Genomic DNA, 23,378 nt, shown 5'->3' with positions numbered 1-23,378 from the left:
GGTGCAGCGAGAATCGCCGCATGACCGAGCTGAGCCGGCGGGCCACCGCGCTGCGCGCGCTGCACCGCCCCGGAGATCCGCTGATCCTGCCCAACGCCTGGGACGCCGGGTCCGCCCGGGCCGTGGTCGCGGCCGGCTTCCCGGCCGTCGCGACCAGCAGCGGCGCGGTCGCCGACGCGCTCGGCCACGCCGACAACGAGGCCACCCCGGTGGACGAGATGTTCGCCGCGGTCGCCCGGATCGCCGCCGCCGTGGCCGTCCCGGTCACCGCCGACCTGGAACGGGGGTACGGGCTGCGCCCGGCCGAGCTGGTCGAACGGCTGCTGGCGGCCGGCGCGGTGGGCTGCAACATCGAGGACTCCGACCCGCGTACGCGCGAGCTGTCCGACATCGAGGAGCAGGCCGACCTGCTCGCCGGGATCCGGGCGGCGGCCCGGGAGGCGGGGGTGGACCTGGTGCTCAACGCCCGGGTCGACGTGCACCTGCGGGCGTACGGGCCGCCGGCGGGCCGGCTCGCCGAGGCGGTCCGCCGGGCCCGCCGCTACCGGGCGGCCGGCGTGGACAGCGTCTACCCGATCGTGCTGGCGGACCCGGAGCAGATCCGGAGCTTCGTCGCCGCGGTGGACGTCCCGGTGAACGTGCTGGCCCGACCCGGCGCGCCCGGCCCGGCCGAGTTGGCCGCCCTCGGCGTGGCCCGGGTCAGCTTCGGTGAGGGGCTGTACGCGGCCGCCCGCGCCCGTACCGTCGAGATGCTCGCCGCGATCCGGGCGGGCGCAGAGGTGTTCCCGACGGGAGAGGAGGCACGGTGACCTACCCACCGCCGCGCTACTCCGGAGACCTTGGCGAGCCGACCGCCACCTACCGTCCGGCCGACCAGCCCCCGGAGCTGGTCTATCCGAGCGGTGGTACGGCGCACTACCTGGCCACCGGTGCATCGACCAACGGGCAGTTCGGGCTCTACCGCTGGGAGATGGGACCGCAGCCGAGCGGCCCGGATCCGCACTTTCACCGGTCCATCTCGGAGTCCTTCTTCATCCTCGCCGGGACGGTGCGCATCTACGACGGCCGGCGGTGGATCGACACGGTGCCCGGCGACTTCGTGCACGTCCCGGAGGGTGCCGTCCACGCCTTCCGCAACGAGTCCGGCGAGCCGGCCTCGATGCTGCTGCACTTCGCCCCCGGCGCGCCCCGGGAGGGTTACTTCGAGGGCCTGCTGGACCTGGCGGGGAAGAGCGAGGAGGAGCGGACCGAGTTCTTCCTGCGGCACGACACGTTCTGGATCTGACCCCTGGCGGCAGCCGGCCGACCCGTCGTGGTCGCCGTGTCGGGGTTGCCGCCGCGGGCGGCACCCGGGAAGGTGAACGGATGGGCGCCGCTGACGAGACCCGGGACGGGGTGTCGCTGACCAACCTGGACCAACCGCTGTTCGACGGGGCCGGGGCGACCAAGCGGGACCTGGTCGACTATCTGGACGCCGTCCACGAGCGGATCCTGCCGGAGCTCCGGGACCGACCGCTGTCGGTGATCCGGGTGCGGCCCGGGCAGGACCCGTTCATGCAGAAGAACCTGCCGAAGTACACCCCGGACTGGGTGCGCCGCACCGAGGTCTGGGCGGAGGCGTCGCGCCGGCGCATCTCGTACGCCCTCTGCGACGACCGGCGCACCCTGCTCTGGTTCGCCAACCAGCGGGCCGTGGAGTACCACCCGACGCTGGGCCACGCCGGTGACCCGGAGCATCCGACCCACCTGGTGCTCGACCTGGACCCGCCGGAGGGCGACTCGTTCGGCATGGCGGTCCGGACCGCGCTGCTGGTCCGGCAGGCGCTGACCGACGCCGGGCTGGCCGGGGCGGTCAAGACCAGCGGCGCCAAGGGGCTGCACGTGATCGTGCCGGTGGATTCCGCGACCACCGCCGAGGAGGCGGCCGCCGCGACCCGGGCGCTCGCCGTCCACGCCGCACGCCTCGACCCGGCGCTGGCCACCACCGCCTTCATCGTCGAGGACCGGGGCGGCCGGGTCTTCGTCGACTCGACCCGGGCGTACGGGGCGACGGTGGTGGCCGCGTACAGCCCGCGGATCCGGCCCGGCACGCCGGTGTCGTACCCGGTCGGCTGGGACGACCTGGCGGCGGTGACGCCAGCCGATTTCACCGTCCGGACCGTGCCGGCGCTGGTCGCCGACCGGGACCGGTGGGCGGAGGCGCTGCCGGCGCCGCAGCGCCTCCCCGAGGACCTGGTCGCCGAGGGGCGGACCATCCCGGTGGCCCGGGTGCAGGCCATGCACGAGGGCAAGCGGCGCGCAAGGGCCCGCCGCGAGGCGGGCTGAGCGGCGGGCCGGCGTCGGCGGTCGGCGCGGCTCGGTGACGGCGGCCTGACCGGCCAGCCTGTCGTCCGGGCCGTCCGGGCCGCCTGGGACCGGAACCCGGGTGCCGGACGACCGTGCATGCGCGAAAGCCCGGACCGAACGGCCCGGGCCTTCTGCCTGTCTGTGCCCCCGGCAGGATTCGAACCTGCGCCCCCGCCTCCGGAGGGCGGTGCTCTATCCCCTGAGCTACGGGGGCTCAGCGACCCGAGAAGAGTAGCAAACGCCTTCCCAGATCACCGAATCGGCACCCCGCGCACCGATCTTCGACGGGTCATGCGGCGGCCACGGGACGGCCGCAGCTGGGCAGCGGGTGGAGGACGATCCGGCGCGGCAGGCGGCGGGGCCACTCGTTGCGGGGCCAGGAGCCGTCGACGATCAGGTGCACCGTGCGCTCCTCGGCGCCGCTGAGCCGCAGCACGAACTCGCGGGGGAGCGGCGGGTCCACCGACGGAGTGGTGATCATGAAGCGCACCCGGCCCCGGGACGAGATCGCCGAGATCACGTCCGCCGCCGGCATGGTGCCGCGCAGGCGTACCCGGCCGATCCAGTAGACCTCCGCCGCGTGCTCCTGGGCGGCCTGGGTGATCGACGGGTACTCGCTGCGTACCCAGCGCTCGACCGCGCCGACGCAGAGCCCGCAGGCCCGCTCCCGGGGCTCGCGCGGACCCAACCCCCAGGCCCGCAGGTACGCCCCGACCGTGCCGGCGTCCATCGTCAGGTCGAACCGGCGCTGGATGAGGGTGGTCAGGCTCTGTCGCGTCCAGAGCTCCTCGTCCAGGCCGAACTCGCCGGGGTGGACGCCCCGCAGCACGTCGATCAGTTCGAGTTCCTGTTCGCGGCTGAGCGTTCCCGACTCGCCCTGCCGCAGTCCGCGACGGACGGCTGCCACCGCCCCGTCACCGCCGATGGTGTGGCGCCGGCACCAACTGGTCACCGACCGCCCTGCGTCTCTGAGTGCAACCCCCACGTCCTGCGCAACGAGCCCGAATCGCAACTGGTCACGATATGTATGGAGAAAAGTCTCCAAGGCGCTCAATAGGTCGGACTGTTCAAATCGTCATAAAGCGGCATAGCGGACATAGGGGCCCGGAGATGCGAAAGGGCCCGAGTCGCGTACGACGCGGGCCCTTTCGGAGCAGGTGTTACGGAGTGCCGCCCAGGCGCTTGAGCGCGGCCCGGAGGTTGGTCAGGTCGGTCTGCTGGGTGTTCTTCATGACCTGTGCGACCGCCAGCACGTCCTTGTCGTACCCCTCGTCGAGGACGCCCTGGATCATGTGCACCCCACCGAGGTGGTGCTTGATCATCATCTGCAGGAAGAGCACGTCGAACTCGCGCCCCTTCGCGGCGCGCAGCTTCGCCATCTCCTCCGGCGTGGCCATGCCCGGCATCAGGCCGTTCTTCACCGACTGCGCGCCGTCCGGCATCCAGGCCATTGGCGGCTGGTCGCCGGTCGGGTCCAGCTGCCACGACCGCAGCCAGGTCTGCATGGTCCCGATCTCGCCCTGCTGGCCGGTGGCGATGTCGCCGCCGATCTGCCGTACCTCCGGGTCCTCGCCCTGCTGGAAGGCGGTCAGCCCCATCTCCACGGCCTGCGCGTGGTGGGTGCTCATGTCCCGGGCGAAGCCCGCTTCCGGCGAGTGGTCGCCGGGCCGGGTGAAGGTCGGGGTGAGCAGGCCGCCCGCGTATCCGAGGAGGAGGCCGACCACGACGGCGACGGCCACGGCGAGCAGACCGTAGCGCCTCGCCGGGCCCCGGCCACCGTCGGTGGCCGGCGCCTCGTCGAGGTCCGTGTCCGTGGTCACGGGAGCGGTCATCGGGGCGTCCTCACTGGGTGACCGGCTGGTCCATCTGGTTGCCCATGTCCCGCGGGGTGGTGCCGGTCGCGGTGATGCCCTGGGCGCAGTTGGCGTTCGGGCCCTCGACGGAGGCGTTCACCCGCAGCGTCTTGATGAACTCGTCGATCCGGCTGTCGTCGGCGTTGTCGACCTTGAGCTGGAAGCCCCAGGCCTGCAGGGAGATCGGCTTGTCCAGCCCGTCGAACGGGCTGAGCATCATCTTCTCCTTGCCCTCGACCTTGGCCTTGAGCTTGGCCACCTGGTCGGCCGGCAGGTCGGGGCGGTAGGTGATCCAGACCGTGCCGTGCTCCAGGCTGTGCACCGCGTGCTCGTTGGCGATCGGGGCGTCGTAGACGTCACCCATGCAGTTCTGCCAGGCCGGGTTGTGCGGGCCGGCCACCGGCGGGAGCACGTCGTACTTGATCGAGCCCTGCTGGTGCTGGCCGCCCTGGACCAGGCTCTTGTCCTTCTTGCGGAAGTCGACCACGCCGCTGATCGAGTCGGCCCGGTCCTGCCACGGCTGGGAGCCCTTGTAGGCCGCCCAGGCGCCGTACCCGATGATGCCGGCGGCCAGCACCCCGACGGCGACGAAGAGCGCGATCGGACCCCAGGACCGGCCCTGGCTGACCTTCACCGGGGCGACCGGCTTGCGGCCCTTGCCTCCGGCGGTCGGCCGCGGGGTGCCCTTGCCGGCCCCATTCTTGCCGCCGGCGGGCTTGTCGGCAGCGGCCGGCCGGCCGGCGGCCGGCTTCTTGCCGGTGCTGACCACGGTCGGGCGGCGCTCCGGGCCGCCCGGGGTGCTGATGCTCATCGTGCCTCGTCAGGTCGGTCGGTCAGGGAGCCGCGGGGGCCCGTTCACATGCTGGTCGCCGCCGCGGTGACCGAGTCTACCCCCGATAACATGGTTCGGTGACTCCCGCAGAACTCGCCGAGGTCGTCCTCGCCGCAGCCCACGCCGTCTTCGAAGACCGGGACCTGGACCGCTCCGCGCTGCCCGCGCAGACCACCGTCGAGCGACCCCGTAACCCCGAGCACGGTGACTACGCCTCGACGCTGGCGCTCCAGCTCAGCAAGAAGGTGGGCGTACCCCCGCGGGAGCTGGCCGCGGCGCTGGCCGAGCAGCTCGGCAAGGCGCTCGGGATCAAGTCGGTGGAGATCGCCGGTCCGGGCTTCCTGAACATCCGGCTCGACGCGGCCGCCGCCGGCCAGCTCGCCAAGGTCATCGTCGAGGCCGGCCCGGAGTACGGCCGCAGCGCCGCCCTCGCCGGCCAGAAGATCAACCTGGAGTTCGTCTCGGCGAACCCGACCGGCCCGGTGCACATCGGCGGCGTCCGCTGGGCGGCCGTCGGCGACGCGCTCAGCCGGCTGCTCCGCGCCACCGGCGCCGACGTCGGCACCGAGTACTACTTCAACGACGCCGGCTCCCAGATCGACCGGTTCGCCCGATCGCTGCTGGCCGGCGCCCGGGGCGAGGCGGCCCCGGAGGACGGCTACGGCGGCGCGTACATCGCGGAGATCGCGGCCGAGGTGGTCAAGCGCCGGCCGGACGTGCTGGAGCTGGACGACACCGCCGCCCAGGAGGTGTTCCGGGTCGAGGGCGTCCAGCTGATGTTCGCCGAGATCAAGTCGTCGCTGCGCGACTTCGGCGTGGAGTTCGACACCTACTTCAACGAGAAGGACCTGCACGACCGGGGCGAGCTGGACCAGGCCCTCGCCCGGCTGCGCGAGCAGGGGCACGTCTTCGAGTCCGAGGGCGCCACCTGGCTGCGCACCACCGACTTCGGTGACGACAAGGACCGGGTGCTGCGCAAGTCCAACGGCGAGTGGACCTACTTCGCCGCCGACTGCGCCTACTACCTGGACAAGCGCGAGCGCGGCTTCGAGCGCGTGGTGATCATGCTGGGCGCCGACCACCACGGCTACATCGGCCGGATGAAGGCCATGGCCGCCTGCTTCGGCGACGACCCGGCCCGCAACCTGGAGATCCTCATCGGCCAGCTGGTCAATCTGGTCCGCGACGGCGCCCCGGTGCGCATGAGCAAGCGGGCCGGCACCGTGGTCACCCTGGAGGACCTGGTCGACGCGATCGGCGTGGACGCCTCCCGGTACGCGCTGGCCCGCTACTCCAGCGACTCGCCGATCGACATCGACGTGGAGCTGTGGACCCGGGCCACCCGTGACAATCCGGTCTACTACGTGCAGTACGTAGCCGCCCGGACGGCCAGCGTCGGGCGCAACGCCGCCGAGGTGGGGCTGACCCGGGGCGACGCCGCCGGCTTCCACGCCGAGCTGCTCTCCCACGAGAAGGAGAACGAGCTGCTCAAGGCGCTCGCCGAGTTCCCCGCCGTGGTCTCCTCGGCGGCCGAGCTGCGCGGGCCGCACCTGGTCGCCCGCTATCTGGAGCGGCTGGCCGGGGCGTACCACCGGTTCTACGACAACTGCCGGATCCTGCCGCGCGGCGACGAGGAGGTCACCGACCTGCACCGGGCCCGGCTCTGGCTCAACGACGCGACCCGGGTGGTCATCGCCAACGGCCTGCACCTGCTCGGCGTCTCCGCGCCGGAAAGGATGTAATCCCGATGCGAGCGCACGAGGCCGGTGCCCTGCACGGCGAGATCGGCACCCGGGGGCCCGCCTGGCTGCGGACTCCGGTCGACGTCAACGCCCTGGTGCCGCAGCTCTGGCCGCGCAACGTCGCGCGCGCCGAGGGTGGCGCGCTGACGGTCGCGGGCCTGGACGTCCGCGACCTGGCCGCGGAGTTCGGCACCCCGGTGTACGTGCTGGACGAGGACGACCTGCGCTCGCGCTGCCGCGAGTTCCGGGCCGCCTTCCCCGACGCCGACGTCTACTACGCCGGCAAGGCGTTCCTCTGCCGCGCGGTGGTCCGCATGATCGCCGAGGAGGGGATGTTCCTCGACGTCTGCACCGGGGGCGAGCTGGCCACCGCGCTGTCGGCCGGGATGCCGCCGGAGCGGATCGGCTTCCACGGCAACAACAAGTCGGTGGCCGAGCTGACCCGGGCGGTGGACGCCGGGGTGGGCCGGATCATCGTCGACTCGATCGTCGAGATCGACCGGCTCACCGCGATCGCCCGCGAGCGCGGGGTACGCCCCAAGGTGCTGATCCGGGTCACCGTCGGCGTGGAGGCGCACACCCACGAGTTCATCGCCACCGCGCACGAGGACCAGAAGTTCGGCTTCTCCCTGGCCGGCGGGGCGGCCGCCACGGCCGCCTTCAAGATTCTCGACGAGGACGTGCTGGAGCTGCGTGGGCTGCACTCGCACATCGGCTCGCAGATCTTCGACGCCAGCGGCTTCGAGGTCTCCGCCCGCCGGGTGCTCAGCCTTCAGGCGCAGATCCGTGACGCCCGCGGGGTGGAGCTGCCCGAGCTGGACCTCGGCGGCGGCTTCGGCATCGCGTACACCACCCAGGACGACCCGGCCACGCCGAGCGACCTGGCCAAGCGGCTGCGCAAGATCGTCGACGCGGAGTGCTTCGTCGAGAAGTTGGCGGTGCCGCACCTGTCCATCGAGCCGGGCCGGGCCATCGTCGGGCCGGCCGTGTTCACCCTCTACGAGGTCGGCACGGTCAAGGACGTGGACGGCCTGCGCACGTACGTGAGTGTGGACGGCGGGATGAGCGACAACATCCGTACCGCGCTCTACGACGCGTCGTACTCGGCGACGGTGGCCAACCGCACCTCGGCGGCGGAACCGCTGCTCGCCCGCGTGGTGGGAAAGCACTGTGAGTCCGGGGACATCGTGGTGAAGGATGAATTCCTGCCCGCCGACGTGCAGCCCGGAGATCTTGTCGCGGTGCCCGGCACCGGGGCGTACTGCCGGAGCATGGCCAGCAACTACAACCATGTCCCGCGGCCCCCGGTCGTTGCCGTCCGCGACGGTCGCGCCCGGCTGATCGTCCGCCGGGAGACCGAAGCGGACCTGCTCGCATTGGATGTGGGATGACCTCACCCGTTCGCTTGGCGCTGCTCGGCTGCGGCACGGTCGGCAGCGACGTGGTGCGGCTGCTGCACGAGCAGTCGGCCGACCTCGCCGCCCGGATCGGCGCCCCGCTGCAGATCGCCGGGATCGCCGTGCGCCGGCTCGGCCGGGACCGCGGCGACCTGCCGGTCGACCCCGCCCTGTTCACCACCGACCCGCTCGGGCTGATCAAGCGGGACGACGTGGACATCGTGGTGGAGGTCGTCGGGGGCATCGAGCCGGCCCGCAGTTGGCTGGTCGAGGCGCTGCGCGCGGGCAAGAGCGTCGTCACCGCCAACAAGGCGCTGCTCGCCGAGGACGGCGCGACGCTGCACGACGCCGCCGCCGAGGGCGGCGCGGACCTCTACTACGAGGCCAGCGTCGCGGGCGCCATCCCGCTGCTGCGCCCGCTGCGCGAGTCGCTGCACGGTGACCGGATCAACCGCGTCACCGGCATCGTCAACGGCACCACCAACTTCATCCTCTCCGCCATGGACGCCACCGGCGCCGGGTTCGCCGAGGCCCTGGAGGAGGCGACCGAGCTGGGGTACGCCGAGGCGGACCCGACGGCCGACGTGGAGGGCTTCGACGCCGCCGCCAAGGCCGCCATCCTCGCCTCGCTGGCGTTCCACACCCGGGTCACCGCCGCCGACGTCCACCGCGAGGGCATCACCGAGGTGACCGCCGCCGACGTGGCCAGCGCCAAGGCGATGGGCTGCACCATCAAGCTGCTCTGCATCGCCGCCCGGGGCGCAGACGCGGCGGGCCGCGAGACGGTCAGCGTCCGGGTGCACCCGGCGATGATTCCGCTGACCCACCCGCTGGCCAGCGTGGGCGACGCGTTCAACGCGGTCTTCGTGGAGGCCGAGGCGGCCGGGCAGCTGATGTTCTACGGCCGGGGCGCCGGCGGCGCGCCGACCGCCAGCGCGGTCCTCGGCGACGTGGTGGCGGTGGCCCGCAACCGCCTCGCCGGGGTGCACGCGCCCAGCGAGTCGGCGTACGCGGACCTGCCGGTCCGGCCGATGGGGGAGGCCCTCACCCGCTACCACATCAGCCTCGACGTGACCGACCGGCCGGGTGTGCTGGAGGCGGTGGCCGGGGTCTTCGCCCGGCACGAGGTCTCCATCGCCACCGTGCGGCAGGGCCCGGCGGGCGGCGGTCCGGCCGGCCGGGGCGAGGACGCCGAGCTGGTCATCGTCACCCACGTGGCGCCCGACGCCGCGCTCGCGGCCACCGTCCGGGAGCTGCGCGGGCTGGGGATCGTCCGCTCGGTCACGAGTGTGCTCCGGGTCGAGGGCGGGGCGTAGCCAACCGTCCCGCCTGATGGTTAAGGGGAGGTGTGCCGGCGGTCGGTCCTGGAGGCTGGTCCACGCTGGTAGGGGCCCCGACGCGGCCGGGGCGGCAGAGGCGAGGAGAGCGGCATGTGGCGGGGTCTGATCGAGACGTACCGGGACCGGCTGCCGGTCACCGACGCCACTCCGGTCGTCACCCTGCACGAGGGGAACACCCCGCTGCTGCCCGCGCCGGTGCTCTCCGCGCGGGTCGGGGCCGACGTCTGGCTCAAGGTGGAGGGCGCCAACCCGACCGGCTCGTTCAAGGACCGGGGGATGACGCTCGCCGTCTCCAAAGCCGTCGAGGCCGGTGACAAGGCGATCATCTGCGCCTCCACCGGCAACACCAGCGCCTCCGCCGCCGCGTACGCGGCCCGGGCCGGGATCACCTGTGCGGTGCTCGTCCCGCAGGGCAAGATCGCGCTGGGCAAGCTGGCCCAGGCGCTGGTGCACGGCGCCAAGCTGCTGCAGGTGCAGGGCAACTTCGACGACTGCCTGGCGCTGGCCGGCAAGCTCGCCCAGGACTACCCGGTCGCCCTGGTCAACTCGGTGAACGTCGACCGGCTGCACGGCCAGAAGACCGCCGCGTTCGAGATCGTCGAGGCGCTGGGCGACGCGCCGGACATCCACTGCCTGCCGGTCGGCAACGCCGGCAACATCTCTGCCTACTGGATGGGCTACTCGGAGGACCGGGATGCCGGCCGGGCCACGAGGGCCCCGAAGATGTACGGCTTCCAGGCGGCCGGCGCGGCCCCCATCGTCACCGGGCAGGTGGTGCCGGAGCCGTCGACCATCGCCACCGCCATCCGGATCGGCAACCCGGCGAGCTGGACCAAGGCGATCGACGCCCGGGACGCCTCCGACGGGCTGATCTCGGCGGTCACCGACCGGGAGATCCTGACGGCGTACCGGCTGCTGGCCCGCGAGGTGGGCGTCTTCGTGGAGTTGGGCAGCGCGGCCAGCGTGGCCGGACTGCTCCAGCAGGCCGCCGCCGGTCGGGTGCCGGCCGGGTCGACCGTCGTCTGCACGGTGACCGGCCACGGCCTCAAGGACCCCGAGTGGGCCATCTCCACCGCGCCCGCGCCGGTGACGATCGCCAACGACGCCCTCGCCGCCGCCCGCTCGCTCGACCTGGTCTGACCCCGGTCGCCACGCGACTTCAGCGGGCCCGGGTCGGCCCAGGCCGGGGTGGTGCAGGGGAGCGTGACCGGGTGCGGCAGACTTTGTGGACCCCGCAGACCCCTTTCCAGGAGTGAGTAACGCCGATGTCGCTGCTCGCCAGATTCAGCCTTGCCAACCGGGGGCTGATCGCCCTCATCGCACTGGTGACCGCGGCGTTCGGGGCGTTCGCCGTGCCGTCGCTGAAGCAGCAGCTGCTGCCGTCGCTGGAGTTCCCGGCCGCGTTCATCGTGGCGCCCTACCCGGGCGCCGCGCCGGAGATAGTCGAGTCCCAGGTCGCCGAGCCGATCGAGAACAGCCTCCAGGGCATCCCAGGACTGGAGAAGGTCACCTCCACCTCCCGTGAGGGCTCCGCCACCGTCCAGGTGCAGTACGCGTTCGGCACCGACCTGGACGACGTGGTCAACAAGATGCAGACCGCGCTGAGCCGGATCGACGGGCAGCTGCCCGAGGGGGTGGACCCGCAGGTCGTCGCCGGCAGCACGGACGACCTCCCGGCGGTGGTGGTCGCCGCGACCGGCGGCGGCGACGAGCAGGCCCTGGCCGACAAGCTGCGCGCGACCGTCGTACCCGAGCTGGAGGGACTGGACGGGGTCCGCACGGTCGCGGTGACCGGCACCCGCGACCAGGTCCTGCTGATCACCCCCGACCCGGCGAAGCTGGCTGCGGCCCGGCTCGCGCCGACCGCCATCGCCCAGGCGCTCAAGAGCAACGGCGTCGCGCTGCCCGCCGGCGCGGTGGCCGACGGCAGCCGGTCGCTTCCGGTGCAGGTCGGCACCCCGATCCGGACCGTGGACGACCTGCGCGGCATCGTGCTCGCCACCGCCCCCGCCGCCCCGGTGCGCCTCGGCGACGTGGCCCGGGTGGCGGAGCAGCTCGCCCCGGCCAGCGGGTTCACCCGGACCGACGGCAAGCCGAGCCTGGGCATCGCGGTCACCGCCACCCCGGACGGCAACGCGGTCCGCATCTCGCACGAGATCCGGGACCGGCTGGACGCGCTGAAGGCCGCCTCCGGCGCCGACCTGACAGTGGTCTTCGACCAGGCTCCGTTCGTCGAGCGGTCCATCGAGAGCCTCACCACCGAGGGCCTGCTCGGCCTGCTGATGGCGGTCGTGGTGATCCTGGTCTTCCTGCTCTCGGTCCGCTCGACCGTGGTCACCGCGGTCTCCATCCCGCTGTCGGTGCTGGTCGCGCTGATCGTGCTCTGGGCCGGTGACCACTCCCTCAACCTGCTCACCCTCGGCGCGCTGACCATCGCGGTCGGCCGGGTCGTCGACGACTCCATCGTGGTGCTGGAGAACATCAAGCGGCACCTGGAGTACGGCGAGCCGAAGCGGGCGGCGATCCTCGGCGCGGTCCGCGAGGTGGCCGGGGCGGTGACCGCCTCCACGCTCACCACGGTGGCCGTCTTCGCGCCGATCGCGCTGGTGGGCGGCTTCGTCGGGCAGCTCTTCGCGCCGTTCGCGATCACCGTGACGGTGGCCCTGCTCGCCTCTCTGCTGGTCTCGCTGACCGTGATCCCGGTGCTCGCGTACTGGTTCCTGAAGCCACGTGGCGCGGACGACGCCGCGGCCCGGCGCGCTGCCGAGGAGAAGGAGCTGCGCAGCCCGTTGCAGCGGGCGTACCTGCCGGCCATCGGCTTCGCCACCCGGTCCCGGGGCAGCCGCTGGGCGACCGTCGGGCTGGGCCTGCTGGTGCTGGTCGGCACCTTCGGCCTGGCGCAGAGGCTGGAGACCAACTTCCTCGACGACTCCGGTCAGCTCACCCTGTCCATTCGGCAGGAGTTGCCGGCGGGCACCGGACTGACCGGCACCGACCAGGCCGCCGCCCGGGTCGAGGAGGTGCTCCGGCGTACGCCGGGGGTGAAGTCGTACCAGGTCTCCGGGGGCGGCAACGACAACCCGTGGCTGGCCGGCGGCAACAACATCGCCTCCTACTCGGTGGCGCTCACCGACGACGCCGACGTGGCGAAGATCCGCAAGAGCCTGCGCGGGGAGTTCGACGCCCTCGGGCCGGAGGCCGGGGAGCTGAGCTTCGGGGCCGGGGAGAACGGCGCCTCCGCCAACCAGCTCGAGGTGGTCGCGAAGGCCGCCGACCAGGACACGCTGACCCGGGCCGCCGAGGCCGCCCGCGACGCCATGGCCGGTACGCCGGGCGTCGAGGACGTGTCCACCAGCCTGGCCACCCGGGTGCCGCGGGTCGAGGTGGCCGTCGACCGGGCCGCCGCGGCCCGGGCCGGGCTCACCGAGGCGGCCGTCGGGCAGCTCGTCGCGCAGGCGTACCGGGGTGCCCCACTGGGCCAGGTCATCCTCGACGGCACGCCGCGGGACGTGGTGCTCAGCACCGGGGCGCGGCCGCCGCTGACCGTCGACGAGCTGCGGGCCCTGCGGGTGGGCCGGGTCAAGCTGGACGACATCGCCGACATCAACCAGGTCGACGGCCCGCAGCAGGTGACCCGGATCGACGGGGAGCGCAGCGTCTCGATCACCGGTACGGCCACCGGCTCCAACCTCGGTGCCACCACCCAGGAGCTGCAGAAGCGACTGGACGCGCTGGACGTGCCGGGGGCGACGTTCACCATCGGCGGAGTCAGCGCCGACCAGAAGGACGCCTTCGCCGACCTGGGGCTGGCCGTGCTGGCCGCGATCGCGATCGTCTTCCTGATCATGGTCGGTACGTTCCGCAGCCTGACCCAGGCGCTGATCCTGCTGATCTCCGTCCCGTTCGCGGCCACCGGCGCGATCGCGCTGCTGCTGGCCACCGGCACGCCGCTGGGTGTGCCGGCGCTGATCGGCGTGCTCATGCTGGTCGGCATCGTGGTGACCAACGCGATCGTGCTGCTCGACCTGATCAACCAGTACCGGGCCCGGGGCATGGGCGTCACCGAAGCGGTGGTCGAGGGCGGCCGGCGGCGGCTGCGACCGATCCTGATGACCGCGGTCGCCACCGTGTTCGCCCTGCTGCCGATGGCCCTCGGCCTGACCGGCGAGGGCGGCTTCATCTCCCGGCCGCTGGCGATCGTGGTGATCGGCGGTCTGATCAGCTCGACGCTGCTGACGCTGATCCTGGTGCCGACCCTCTACACGATGGTCGAGCGCACCAAGGAGTCGCTGCGGGCGCGCCGGGCCCGCCGCCGGGGCGCGCCGGTGCCGGCGGAGATGCCGGAGCCGGAGCGGGTCCTGGCGGCCGTCGGCGCCCGCGAGGCGGGGGCCGAAACTGCCGAGCCGTCCGCCCGCCCGGTCCCGTCGCCCGCGCTGGTCGACGGAACGGACCAGTTCGAGGTGCTCCGCCTCCCGAAGGGCCGCCGCTCCCCGCTGCCGCCTTCGGAGTGATCCACCCGCGCCCGCCAGGGTGGGCGCGGACGCACGGAAAGAGTGGCCATCCCGCCGGGGACGGCCACTCTTTCGGTGCCCGGAGGGCACCATCCGGCGGCGCGCGGGTGGGGTGGCAAGGGGACGGTGGACGGGATGCCGAAGCGGTACCGTGAGTGAGTCGACACCCACTCCGAGTGTCGGCACCTCCCCGTTCATGGGGCGGCCGGAGTGGGAGCGGGGGCCATGGCGGACGGCGCGGGCCGGTGGGGCAGGCGCACCGTGCTGCGCCGCGCCGCCCTGCTGGCGGGCGGTGCGGCGTTGGGGGCCGCCGCCACCTCGCAGACCACGTGGATCGCCGATCGTCGGCTCCCGCTCGCCGGCGGTCCGGCCAGCGCCACCGTGGGCAACGGCCACCAGCAGGTCGGCGCCGGCTCCGTCGAGGTCGCCTGGGGAGTACGCACCAGCGAGCGCCTGGTCGCGCTCACCTTCGACGACGGCCCGCGCCCACAGTGGACCCCGATGGTGCTGGACACCCTGGAGCAGCACGCCGTCCCGGCCACCTTCTTCCTGGTCGGGGAGCGGGCCCGGCAGCACGCCGTCCTGGTGCGCGGCCGGCTGGGCCGGCACGAGGTCGGCAACCACAGCTGGGCCCACCACGACCTGGCCCGGATGGACGCCCACACCGCGTACGACGACTTGAGGCGTAGCCACGACGCGATCGCCGAGGCGACCGGCACGGCGCCCCGGCTGCTCCGCCCGCCCTGGGGGCACCTGGGCGGCGCGGTGCTGCACGCCGCCGCCCGGCTGGACTACCGGCTGGTGCTGTGGACGTTGCAGATGGTCGAGGGCGAGTACCCGCACGACCCGGTCGGTCACGCCCGGCGGATCGTCGCCGACGTCCAGCCCGGCACGATCCTGCTCGGCCACGACGTCGGCACCGAGCAGCGCCTGGTGGCGCTCCGCGGCCTGCCGGACATGATCATCGGCCTGCGGGACCGCGGCTACACCTTCGTCACCGTCTCCCAACTGCTCCGGCACGCCGTCGTCGTCTGACCGGCCCGGTAGGGTTCCCGCGTGTCACCCACCCTCTCCGTCCTGGTCCGCAACCGCGACTTCCGCAACCTCTTCCTCGCCGAGCTGGTGGTGTTCGGCGCCGACTGGTTCGTCATGGTGCCGCTGCTGGTGCTCCTGCCGGAGCTGACCGGCAGCGGGGTGTGGGGGGCGCTGGTGCTCGCCGTGGACACCGGCACGACGGCGCTGCTGCTGCCGTACACCGGCACCATCGCCGACCGGTTCGACCGGCGGAAGATCATGATGGCGGCGAACCTCGCCGCCCTGGCGGGCATCCTGTTGCTGCTCGGCGTCCAGGGCGCCGGTACGGCCTGGCTGGCCCTGGTGTCGATCGCGATGGTGGCGGTGGCGAAGGCGTTCTACTCGCCGGCCGCCCAGGCCGCCCTGCCGAACGTGCTCGACCCGGCGGACCTGGCCGCCGGCAACGCCGTCGCCGGCTCCGCCTGGGGCACCATGACCGTGGTCGGCGCCTCGCTCGGCGGCCTGCTCAGCGCCGCCGCCGGCCCGTACGTCAGCTTCTGGGTGGCGGCGGGCGGTCTGGCGGGAGCCGCCGGCCTGGCCGCGCTGATCCGCCGGCCGTTGCAGGCGCCCCGGGACCCGGCGCTGGCCGCCCCGCGCACCTGGCCGGCGATCCGCGAGGCGCTGCATTACATCGCGCACCGGCCGCGGGTGCTCGCCCTGGTCACCGTGAAGTCGGCGGTCGGCCTGGGCAACGGCGTGCTGACCGTGTTCCCGCTGCTCGCGGCGGTGTACGGGGCCGGGCCGGTCGGCACCGGCCTGCTCTTCGCCAGCCGGGGCCTGGGCGCGCTGGTCGGCCCGATCCTGATGCGGCGGGTGCTGAGCAACCGGGCCTGGCTGCTGACCGGCCTGGCGCTGTCCATGTCCCTCTACGGCCTGGCCTACCTCGGCACGTCGGCGGTCGACTGGTTCCCACTGGTGCTGGTGCTGGTCTTCCTGGCCCACCTCGGCGGCGGCAGCAACTGGGTGATGTCCAACTACGCCCTGCAGGGCGAGGTGCCGGACCGGCTGCGGGGTCGGGTCTTCGCCACCGACATGATGCTGGCGACGCTGGCCATCTCGGTCAGCCAGCTGGTGGTGGCGCTGGTGGTGGACACGGTGAACGAGCGGACCGTGCTGGCCGGCTGCGGCCTGGTCACCGTGGTCTACGCGGTGGGCTGGCGGCTGGCCACCCGGCGGCTCTCGCTGACCGACCCGGCGGAGCAGCCGGAGCCGACCCGGACCGCGTGACCCGGCCGGCCAGCACGGCGGCGATGATCAGGGCCAGCCCCAGCGGGCGCAGCAGGAGCTGTCCCACGGTCCGGGCGGTCCGGCGCGCTGTCGGTCCGGAGCCCTAGCATGAGCCGGTGCCGATGACTTTCGCCTCCGGCCCCGTACGGGTCCGGGTGCCCGCGACCAGCGCGAACCTGGGCCCGGGCTTCGACGCGCTCGGGCTGGCCCTCGGGCTCCACGACGACGTGGCGGCCGAGGTGATCCCGGAGGGCGTCCGGGTGGCGGTGAGCGGCGAGGGCGCCGGTGAGCTGCCGGACGACGACCGACACCTGGTGGTGACGTCCATGTGGGCCGCCTTCGACGTGCTGGGCGGGCACCCGCCGGGGCTGGCCCTGGAATGCGTCAACCGGATCCCGCAGGCCCGGGGCCTCGGCTCCTCCTCGGCGGCCATCGTCGCCGGGGTGCTGCTGGCCCGCGCACTGGTCGAGGACGGCCCCGCGCGGCTGGACGACGCCGCCGCGCTCCGGCTGGCCGCCGAGATCGAGGGGCACCCCGACAACGTCGCACCCTGCCTGTTCGGCGGTTTCACGGTCGCCTGGACCGAGTCGTCCGGCGCCCGGGCGGTTTCCCTGCCGGTCGCGGAGACCGTCCGCCCGACCGTCTTCGTGCCCGGCGAGCGCGGCCTGACCGCCGTCGCGCGGGCCGCGCTCCCGACCACCGTGCCGCACGCCGACGCGGCGCTGACCGCCGGGCGCGCGGCGCTGCTGGTGCACGCGCTGACCAGCGATCCGGCGCTGCTGCTGCCGGCCACCGTCGACCGGCTGCACCAGGACTACCGGGCGGCGGGGATGCCGGGCACGGCCGCCCTGGTGGCGGCCCTGCGTGAGGCGGGTGTGGCGGCTGTGGTCAGTGGGGCGGGTCCCACCGTGCTGGCGTTGACCGAGGTCCCGGCGGGATTCGACGCGGGAACAAACTGGCTGCGGTGGGAGTTGCCGATAGACGTCAGCGGTGCCCGGGTCGCCCGGGGTAGACTGAGACACGCCGAGCGGGACCCTGTTGCCGCAGGTCGGAAGAGTTGATTACGCTCTAGACTCAGCACAGCCGCGAAGCATGCGATCTTCCTGCGGTTCGGCGCACCCCCGAAGCTCTCGGCGGTCAGCCCGTCACCCCTGCCAAAGGCCCACGCCGCACCGCAGTTTCCACAGGTCGCCGCAGACGGCGAGACCTGCTCACCGAGGTCGGTGAGTCGGGAAACCGACCGGCTGCTGTGTCACAGACTCCCGCGCCGCGTCCCTGCGAAGCGGGTGCACCGAGGCCGCCCGGCCACCTTGGTTTCGACTCCGGGCAGTCCCGGCCTATCGAGGGAAGGAATCCATTGAGCGACACCACCGACGTGACGTCGGATGTTTCCAACGTCGCTGGCGATGCCACCACCGCCGCCCCCACGCGCCGTCGGCGCAGCGGTACCGGCCTCTCGGCGATGCTGCTGCCTGAGCTTCAGAGCCTGGCCGCGTCGCTCGGTATCTCCGGTACGGCTCGCATGCGCAAGGGCGAGCTGATCAGCGCGATCACCGAGCGGCAGGGCGGCGCCGCCGCCGGGACCCCTCGACCACGGGCCGAGGTCGCGGCCGCGACCGCTCCTGCCCGGGAAGAGGTGCACGCCGAGGTGCGCGAGGAGCGCGCCGAGGCCGAGCGTCGCCCGGCGGAGCAGGCCGCCGAGCCGACCGAGGGTCGCACCCGGGCCCGCCGTGGCCGGGCCGCGAACGCCGAGGCGCGGCCGGCGGAGACCCGGACCGAGGAGGCCACCGCCGAGACCGGCGAGCGGGCCGAGCGCGGCGAGGGCCGTGGCCGGGAGCGCGGCGGCGAGCGGGCCGAGCGCGGCGAGCGGGCCGAGCGGGCCGAGCGCGGCGAGCGGGCCGAGCGCGGCGAGCGGGCCGAGCGCGGCGAGCGGGCCGAGCGCGGCGGCGACCGCGCCGAGCGCAACGAGCGGGGTGACCGCGGCGAGCGCGCCGAGCGCAACGAGCGCGGTGAGCGCGGTGACCGGGGCGAGCGCAACGAGCGCAACGACCGTGGTCAGCGGGCCGAGCGCGACCACGATGGTGACGAGGACGGCGAGGGCGGCGGCCGGCGCGGCCGGCGCAGCCGGTTCCGCGACCGTCGGCGCGGCCGCGCCGAGCGGGCCGAGGGCGGCGACGGTGGCGGCCGCGAGCCGCAGGTCGGCGAGGACGACGTGCTCGTCCCGGTCGCCGGCATCATCGACGTGCTCGACAACTACGCGTTCGTGCGGACCACCGGCTACCTGGCCGGCCCGAACGACGTCTACGTCTCGATGTCCCAGATCAAGAAGTACGGCCTGCGCCGCGGTGACGCCATCACCGGCGCCGTGCGGGCGGCCCGGGACGGCGAGCAGCGGCGCGACAAGTACAACCCGCTGGTCCGGCTCGACACCATCAACGGGATGGAGCCGGAGGAGGCGAAGCGCCGGCCGGAGTTCTACAAGCTCACTCCGCTGTACCCGCAGGAGCGGCTGCGGCTGGAGACCGAGCCGCACATCCTGACCACCCGGGTCATCGACCTGGTCATGCCGATCGGCAAGGGCCAGCGGGCGCTGATCGTCTCGCCGCCGAAGGCCGGTAAGACGATGGTGCTGCAGGCGATCGCGAACGCGATCACCCGCAACAACCCGGAGTGCCACCTGATGGTGGTGCTGGTCGACGAGCGGCCGGAAGAGGTCACCGACATGCAGCGGTCGGTGAAGGGCGAGGTCATCGCGGCCACGTTCGACCGTCCGCCGCAGGACCACACCACGGTGGCGGAGCTGGCGATCGAGCGGGCGAAGCGCCTGGTCGAGCTGGGGCACGACGTGGTCGTGCTGCTCGACTCGGTGACCCGACTCGGTCGGTCGTACAACCTGGCGGCGCCGGCCAGCGGCCGGATCATGTCGGGTGGTATCGACTCCACCGCGCTCTACCCGCCGAAGCGCTTCCTGGGCGCGGCGCGCAACATCGAGAACGGCGGCTCGCTGACCATCCTCGCCACCGCGCTGGTGGAGACCGGGTCCATGGCGGACACGGTCATCTTCGAGGAGTTCAAGGGCACCGGTAACGCCGAGCTCAAGCTGGACCGGAAGATCGCCGACAAGCGCGTCTTCCCGGCGATCGACATCAACCCCTCCGGTACGCGCAAGGAGGAGGTCCTGCTCGCGCCGGAGGAGCTGGCGATCGTCCACAAGCTCCGGAAGGTGCTGCACTCGCTGGACTCGCAGGCGGCGCTCGACCTCCTGCTGGACCGGCTCAAGCAGTCCCGGACGAACATCGAGTTCCTGATGCAGATCGCGAAGTCCACGCCGGGCGAGTGACCTGACAGGAGCGACACGAGGAAGGGCACGGCCTTCGGGCCGTGCCCTTCTCGCGTACCGGGACGACGGGTGAAGTTTTTCTTCGGTTCAGCCCGGGGGTATTGAAACTTCTGTTCAGTATCGGTTGACTGTCGTCCATGCGTATCCGCAGTCGATCCGCCCGTCTCGCCGGCGTCCTGCTGCTGACGCCGATGCTCACCCTGGTCGGACCCGTCCCGGCCGGCGTCGCGGCGCCCGCCGAGCCGAGTACGCCCGCCGAGGACGCCCCGGCCGCCTCGTCCCGTCCCGACTCCGCGGTGGCCCTGGCCGGCCAGGCCGCCGGCGGTCTCGAGCCGACCGGGGGCCTGGAGACCGCGAAGACCACCCGTCCGGTCGCCCCCGGACTCGACCTGACCTCCTTCGACCGGTACGACGCCGACGGCTGGCTGCGCGCGGACGCGCTCACCGCCGACCTCTCCGGCGGCGTCACCGTGGACTACGTCAACTCCGGCGCGGTCACCAGAGACGAGCCGCTGCGCGCCGCGGTGGACCGCTCCCGGGCGGTGGCCGCCGTCAACGGCGACTTCTTCGACATCAACAACTCCGGCGCCGCGCAGGGCATCGGCATCCGCTCCGGCGAGCTGATCCAGTCGCCGGTCGCCGGACACACCAACGCCGCCGCGATCAGCGCGGAAGGGCTGGGCCGGGTCATCCAGGTCGGCTTCGAGGGCAGCGCCGCGCTGCCGGCCGGGCCGGTCCCGCTGACCCAGTTCAACAACATGGTGCAGCCGAACGGCATCGGCGTCTTCACCCCGCTCTGGGGCTCGTACACCCGGCAGCGCGCGGTGAGCGGCGCCGCGCGGGTGGTCGAGGTGACGGTGGCCGGCGGGAAGGTCGCGACCGTGGCCACCACGGCGGGTGAGGGACCGATCCCGGCCGGAACCACCGTCCTGCTCGGGCGGGAGGCGGGGGCGGACGCCCTGACGGCACTGCGGCCCGGCGACCCGGTCGACCTGACCTGGCGGCCGAAGGCCCCCGACGGGAGCAGCCCGCGGGCGGCGGTCGGCGGCGGCAGCGTGCTGGTCCGCGACGGCGTCGTGCAGAACATCGCCGACCAGAGCCTGGCCCCGCGCACCTCGGTCGGCTTCTCCGCCGACGGGCGCAAGATGATCATGCTGACCGTGGACGGCCGGCAGGTGGACAGCCGCGGCGTCACCCAGACCGAGATGGGCCGGATGATGCGCGAGCTGGGCGCATGGAACGCGCTCAACCTCGACGGTGGCGGCTCCTCGACCCTGCTGGCCCGGGAGCCCGGCGCGGCCGCGGTCCAGGTGGAGAACAGCCCCTCGGACGGCAGCGAGCGGCCGGTGCCGAACGGCCTGGCCATCTACGCCCCCGAGGGCAGCGGCCGGCTCACCGGGTACTGGCTGGAGACCGCCAGCGACCCGACCGCCGCACCCGGCGTCGCCCCGGTCCGCGGCGGCCGACCCGACCGGGTCTTCCCCGGCCTCACCCGGCGGCTCACCGCCGCGGGTTACGACGAGACGTACGGGCCGGCCGCCGGCGCGCCGTACTGGCGGGCCAACCCGGCCGCCCAGGGCACCGTGGACGACGAGGGCGTGTTCCGGGCCATCCGGCCCGGTCGCAGCACCGTCACCGCGTGGCGGGAGGAAGCGCGGGGCACCCTCGACCTGACCGTGCTCGGCCCGCTGGAGCGGATCGACTCCACCGTCGACCGCCTCGGCCTGAACAAGGCGGGCGACACCGCCCTGTTCGGGGTGGTGGGCTATGACGCCGAGGGCAACACCGCGCCGATCGAGCCCGCCGACCTGAAGCTGACGTACGACCACGACCTGCTCGCCGTCACCCCCAGGGCGGACGGCAACCTGGACGTCGAGGCCCTCGGCGACACCGGCTCCGCCCTGGTCACCGTGACCGTCCGGGAGACCAGCACGGTGCTGCCGGTGACCATCGGGCTGGCCGACGTGCCGGTGGCCGGCTTCGACGACGCGGCGTCGTGGAAATTCAGCCAGGCCCGGGCCAGCGGTTCGGTCACCCCCGCCCCGGGGCACACCGGCACCGGCCTGAAGCTGTCCTACGACTTCAGCCAGTCCACCGGCACCCGGGCCGCGTACGCCGACCCGCCGGCCTGGATCGACGTACCCGGCCAGCCACAGGCGTTCGGCATGTGGATCAAGGGCAATGGCACGGGGGAGTGGCCCAGCCTGCACCTGCACGACGCCCAGGACACCCAGTTCGTGCTGCGTGGCCCGTACGTCACCTGGACCGGCTGGCGCTACGTGGAGTTCGTCGTCCCGCCCGGGGTGCAGTACCCGGTCCGGGTGCGCCGGTTCTACGTGGCCGAGACCGACCCGGCCAAGCAGTACAAGAGTGAGGTCGTCATCGACGACCTGGTGGCCCGCGTGCCGCCGACGGTGCAGGCTCCGGCCGAGGAGAACCGCACCGACCGGGTGGTGCTGCGCGACGGCACGGTGGACGGTGCGCCCTGGCGGTTCGCGGTGATGTCCGACGCCCAGTTCGTCGCCGCCGACCCGGACAGCGACCTGGTCGCCCAGGCCCGCCGTACGCTCCGCGAGATCCGGGCGGCGAAGCCGGACTTCCTGGTCATCGACGGGGACTTCGTGGACACCGCGTACCCGGCGGACTTCGCGCTGGCCAAGCGGATCCTGGACGAGGAGCTGGGCGGCGAGCTGCCGTACTACTACGTCCCGGGCAACCACGAGATCATGGGCGCCCCGATCGGCAACTTCCGGAGCGTCTTCGGCGACACCTCGCGGGTCTTCGACCACCAGGGCACCCGGTTCGTCACGCTGAGCACGGCCACCGGCTCGCTGCGCGGCGGCGGCTTCGACCAGGTGGAGCTGCTGCGGGACACCCTCGACGCGGCCGCCGCCGACCCGGCCGTCGGCTCGGTGGCGGTGCTCTTCCACCACCCGCCCCGCGACCCCAGCCCGGCCAAGGCCAGCCAGCTCCTCGACCGCAAGGAGGCGGCCCTGGTGGAGCAGTGGTTGGCCGACTTCCAGCACCGCACCGGCAAGGGCGCGCTGATGGTCAACGGGCACGTCGGCACCTTCCACGCCGACCGGGTGGACGGCGTCCCCTACGTGATCAACGGCAACTCGGGCAAGAACCCGTCCACCCCGCCGCAGCTCGGTGGCTTCACCGGCTGGACCGAGTTCGGCGTCGATCCGGTGACCCCGCAGGAGGCCGAGCAGGCGCGGCGCGACCGGATCGCCGAGGGGCCGGACTGGGTCGAGGCGGAGTTCCACGCCCACGTCGACCGGCTCAGCCTGGCCGCGCCGGCCAGCGTCGTGGTCGGCGCCCCGGCGTCGGTCACCGCCACGCTCACCCAGCCCGGCGGCCGTACCGTCCCGGTGGCCGCGCCGGTCAGCGCGGACTGGTCCGGCTCGCCGAACCTGCTCGTCGGCGCCGCCGACGGGGTGAAGCCCTGGCACGTGGCCCGGTTCGACCCGGCGACCGGGCAGCTGACCGCGCTGCGTCCCGGCGCCCAGGTGGTGCTCGCGGTGACCGTCAACGGCGTCCGCGCCGAGGCGACGGTGACCCTGACGGCGGCGGAGGCGCCTGCCGCCTGACCCCGGCTCCGGGGACGCGGACGCTGCCGCGCACGTCCCCGGGACCGGTCCCAGCCGCTGGCGGGCTCCTTCCTAGGGGAGGAGCCCGCCAGCGGCGCACGTTTCTGGCGGAACGGCCCCCGT

General features: G+C 73.4%; 16 protein-coding genes and 1 tRNA gene. 13 read left to right on the top strand and 4 right to left on the bottom strand.

Features of this window, described 5'->3' with window-relative positions:
• Positions 1-20 precede the first annotated feature (20 nt).
• The 3 genes from ACFYOS_RS00190 to ligD all read left to right on the top strand — a co-directional run bounded on the left by ACFYOS_RS00190 (position 21) and on the right by ligD (position 2,325).
• Positions 21-809 (top strand): isocitrate lyase/phosphoenolpyruvate mutase family protein, encoded by a 789-nt coding sequence (locus ACFYOS_RS00190; RefSeq protein WP_387134177.1) that lies wholly within the window; start codon positions 21-23, stop codon positions 807-809.
• Positions 806-1,285, top strand: a complete 480-nt coding sequence (locus ACFYOS_RS00185; protein WP_387134175.1) for a cupin domain-containing protein — start codon at positions 806-808, stop codon at positions 1,283-1,285. Before ACFYOS_RS00190 ends, ACFYOS_RS00185 begins: the two co-directional genes overlap by 4 nt.
• An 80-nt stretch (positions 1,286-1,365) precedes the next feature.
• Positions 1,366-2,325 (top strand): non-homologous end-joining DNA ligase, encoded by a 960-nt coding sequence (gene ligD / locus ACFYOS_RS00180; RefSeq protein WP_387134173.1) that lies wholly within the window; start codon positions 1,366-1,368, stop codon positions 2,323-2,325.
• A 163-nt stretch (positions 2,326-2,488) separates the two neighbouring features.
• Here ligD and ACFYOS_RS00175 read toward each other — a convergent pair.
• From ACFYOS_RS00175 to ACFYOS_RS00160, 4 genes are all read right to left on the bottom strand, one after another.
• A tRNA-Arg gene (locus ACFYOS_RS00175) sits at positions 2,489-2,560 on the bottom strand.
• Positions 2,561-2,635: 75 nt separating this feature from the next.
• Positions 2,636-3,331 carry a winged helix-turn-helix domain-containing protein gene (locus tag ACFYOS_RS00170; protein WP_387135194.1) on the bottom strand — a complete coding sequence of 232 codons (696 nt, stop codon included), beginning with the start codon at positions 3,329-3,331 and terminating at the stop codon, positions 2,636-2,638.
• Between the two features lie 175 nt (positions 3,332-3,506).
• Positions 3,507-4,178 carry a DUF305 domain-containing protein gene (locus ACFYOS_RS00165; RefSeq protein WP_387134171.1) on the bottom strand — a complete coding sequence of 224 codons (672 nt, stop codon included), beginning with the start codon at positions 4,176-4,178 and terminating at the stop codon, positions 3,507-3,509.
• Between the two features lie 10 nt (positions 4,179-4,188).
• Complete coding sequence (locus ACFYOS_RS00160; RefSeq protein ID WP_387134168.1) at positions 4,189-5,010, bottom strand: DUF3105 domain-containing protein; 822 nt, start codon at positions 5,008-5,010, stop codon at positions 4,189-4,191.
• Between the two features lie 98 nt (positions 5,011-5,108).
• Here ACFYOS_RS00160 and argS point away from each other — a divergent pair, with 98 nt between their 5' ends.
• The 10 genes from argS to ACFYOS_RS00110 all read left to right on the top strand — a co-directional run bounded on the left by argS (position 5,109) and on the right by ACFYOS_RS00110 (position 23,255).
• Positions 5,109-6,773 (top strand): arginine--tRNA ligase, encoded by a 1,665-nt coding sequence (argS, locus tag ACFYOS_RS00155; RefSeq protein WP_387134166.1) that lies wholly within the window; start codon positions 5,109-5,111, stop codon positions 6,771-6,773.
• Between the two features lie 5 nt (positions 6,774-6,778).
• Complete coding sequence (lysA, locus tag ACFYOS_RS00150) at positions 6,779-8,164, top strand: diaminopimelate decarboxylase (protein WP_387134163.1); 1,386 nt, start codon at positions 6,779-6,781, stop codon at positions 8,162-8,164.
• A complete protein-coding gene (locus ACFYOS_RS00145) occupies positions 8,161-9,486 on the top strand; it encodes a homoserine dehydrogenase (RefSeq protein ID WP_387134162.1) in 1,326 nt (441 codons plus the stop codon). The genes lysA and ACFYOS_RS00145 overlap by 4 nt, the downstream gene beginning before the upstream one ends.
• Before the next feature lie 114 nt (positions 9,487-9,600).
• Complete coding sequence (gene thrC / locus ACFYOS_RS00140) at positions 9,601-10,650, top strand: threonine synthase (protein WP_387134159.1); 1,050 nt, start codon at positions 9,601-9,603, stop codon at positions 10,648-10,650.
• A gap of 125 nt (positions 10,651-10,775) precedes the next feature.
• Positions 10,776-14,021 (top strand): efflux RND transporter permease subunit, encoded by a 3,246-nt coding sequence (locus ACFYOS_RS00135; RefSeq protein ID WP_387134157.1) that lies wholly within the window; start codon positions 10,776-10,778, stop codon positions 14,019-14,021.
• Positions 14,022-14,246: 225 nt separating this feature from the next.
• Positions 14,247-15,056 carry a polysaccharide deacetylase family protein gene (locus ACFYOS_RS00130; protein WP_387134155.1) on the top strand — a complete coding sequence of 270 codons (810 nt, stop codon included), beginning with the start codon at positions 14,247-14,249 and terminating at the stop codon, positions 15,054-15,056.
• Positions 15,057-15,077: 21 nt separating this feature from the next.
• On the top strand, positions 15,078-16,322 hold the full coding sequence (locus ACFYOS_RS00125) for an MFS transporter (protein WP_387134152.1): 1,245 nt from the start codon (positions 15,078-15,080) through the stop codon (positions 16,320-16,322).
• A gap of 122 nt (positions 16,323-16,444) precedes the next feature.
• Positions 16,445-17,383, top strand: coding sequence for a homoserine kinase (gene thrB, locus ACFYOS_RS00120; RefSeq protein ID WP_387135192.1), 939 nt, complete (start codon positions 16,445-16,447; stop codon positions 17,381-17,383).
• A gap of 296 nt (positions 17,384-17,679) precedes the next feature.
• Entirely contained in the window at positions 17,680-19,662 is a 1,983-nt protein-coding gene (gene rho, locus ACFYOS_RS00115; RefSeq protein ID WP_387134150.1) for a transcription termination factor Rho, read from the top strand.
• A gap of 137 nt (positions 19,663-19,799) precedes the next feature.
• Positions 19,800-23,255, top strand: a complete 3,456-nt coding sequence (locus tag ACFYOS_RS00110; RefSeq protein WP_387134148.1) for a phosphodiester glycosidase family protein — start codon at positions 19,800-19,802, stop codon at positions 23,253-23,255.
• Positions 23,256-23,378 lie beyond the last annotated feature (123 nt).

This window comes from Micromonospora sp. NPDC005806 (genome assembly GCF_042871425.1).
Taxonomy (GTDB): domain Bacteria; phylum Actinomycetota; class Actinomycetes; order Mycobacteriales; family Micromonosporaceae; genus Micromonospora.
Note: the sequence above shows the minus strand (reverse complement) of the source record. Positions and strands in the feature narration are given on the sequence as shown.

What these genes read in the sequence shown, in the direction of transcription:
- ACFYOS_RS00190 (WP_387134177.1), top strand. Translation starts at nt 21, where the DNA reads ATGACCGAGCTGAGCCGGCGGGCCACCGCGCTGCGCGCGCTGCACCGC.
- ligD (WP_387134173.1), top strand. Translation starts at nt 1,366, where the DNA reads ATGGGCGCCGCTGACGAGACCCGGGACGGGGTGTCGCTGACCAACCTG.
- ACFYOS_RS00165 (WP_387134171.1), bottom strand. Translation starts at nt 4,178, where the DNA reads ATGACCGCTCCCGTGACCACGGACACGGACCTCGACGAGGCGCCGGCC.
- ACFYOS_RS00160 (WP_387134168.1), bottom strand. Translation starts at nt 5,010, where the DNA reads ATGAGCATCAGCACCCCGGGCGGCCCGGAGCGCCGCCCGACCGTGGTC.
- lysA (WP_387134163.1), top strand. Translation starts at nt 6,779, where the DNA reads ATGCGAGCGCACGAGGCCGGTGCCCTGCACGGCGAGATCGGCACCCGG.
- ACFYOS_RS00145 (WP_387134162.1), top strand. Translation starts at nt 8,161, where the DNA reads ATGACCTCACCCGTTCGCTTGGCGCTGCTCGGCTGCGGCACGGTCGGC.
- thrC (WP_387134159.1), top strand. Translation starts at nt 9,601, where the DNA reads ATGTGGCGGGGTCTGATCGAGACGTACCGGGACCGGCTGCCGGTCACC.
- ACFYOS_RS00135 (WP_387134157.1), top strand. Translation starts at nt 10,776, where the DNA reads ATGTCGCTGCTCGCCAGATTCAGCCTTGCCAACCGGGGGCTGATCGCC.
- ACFYOS_RS00130 (WP_387134155.1), top strand. Translation starts at nt 14,247, where the DNA reads ATGGCGGACGGCGCGGGCCGGTGGGGCAGGCGCACCGTGCTGCGCCGC.
- thrB (WP_387135192.1), top strand. Translation starts at nt 16,445, where the DNA reads ATGACTTTCGCCTCCGGCCCCGTACGGGTCCGGGTGCCCGCGACCAGC.
- ACFYOS_RS00110 (WP_387134148.1), top strand. Translation starts at nt 19,800, where the DNA reads ATGCGTATCCGCAGTCGATCCGCCCGTCTCGCCGGCGTCCTGCTGCTG.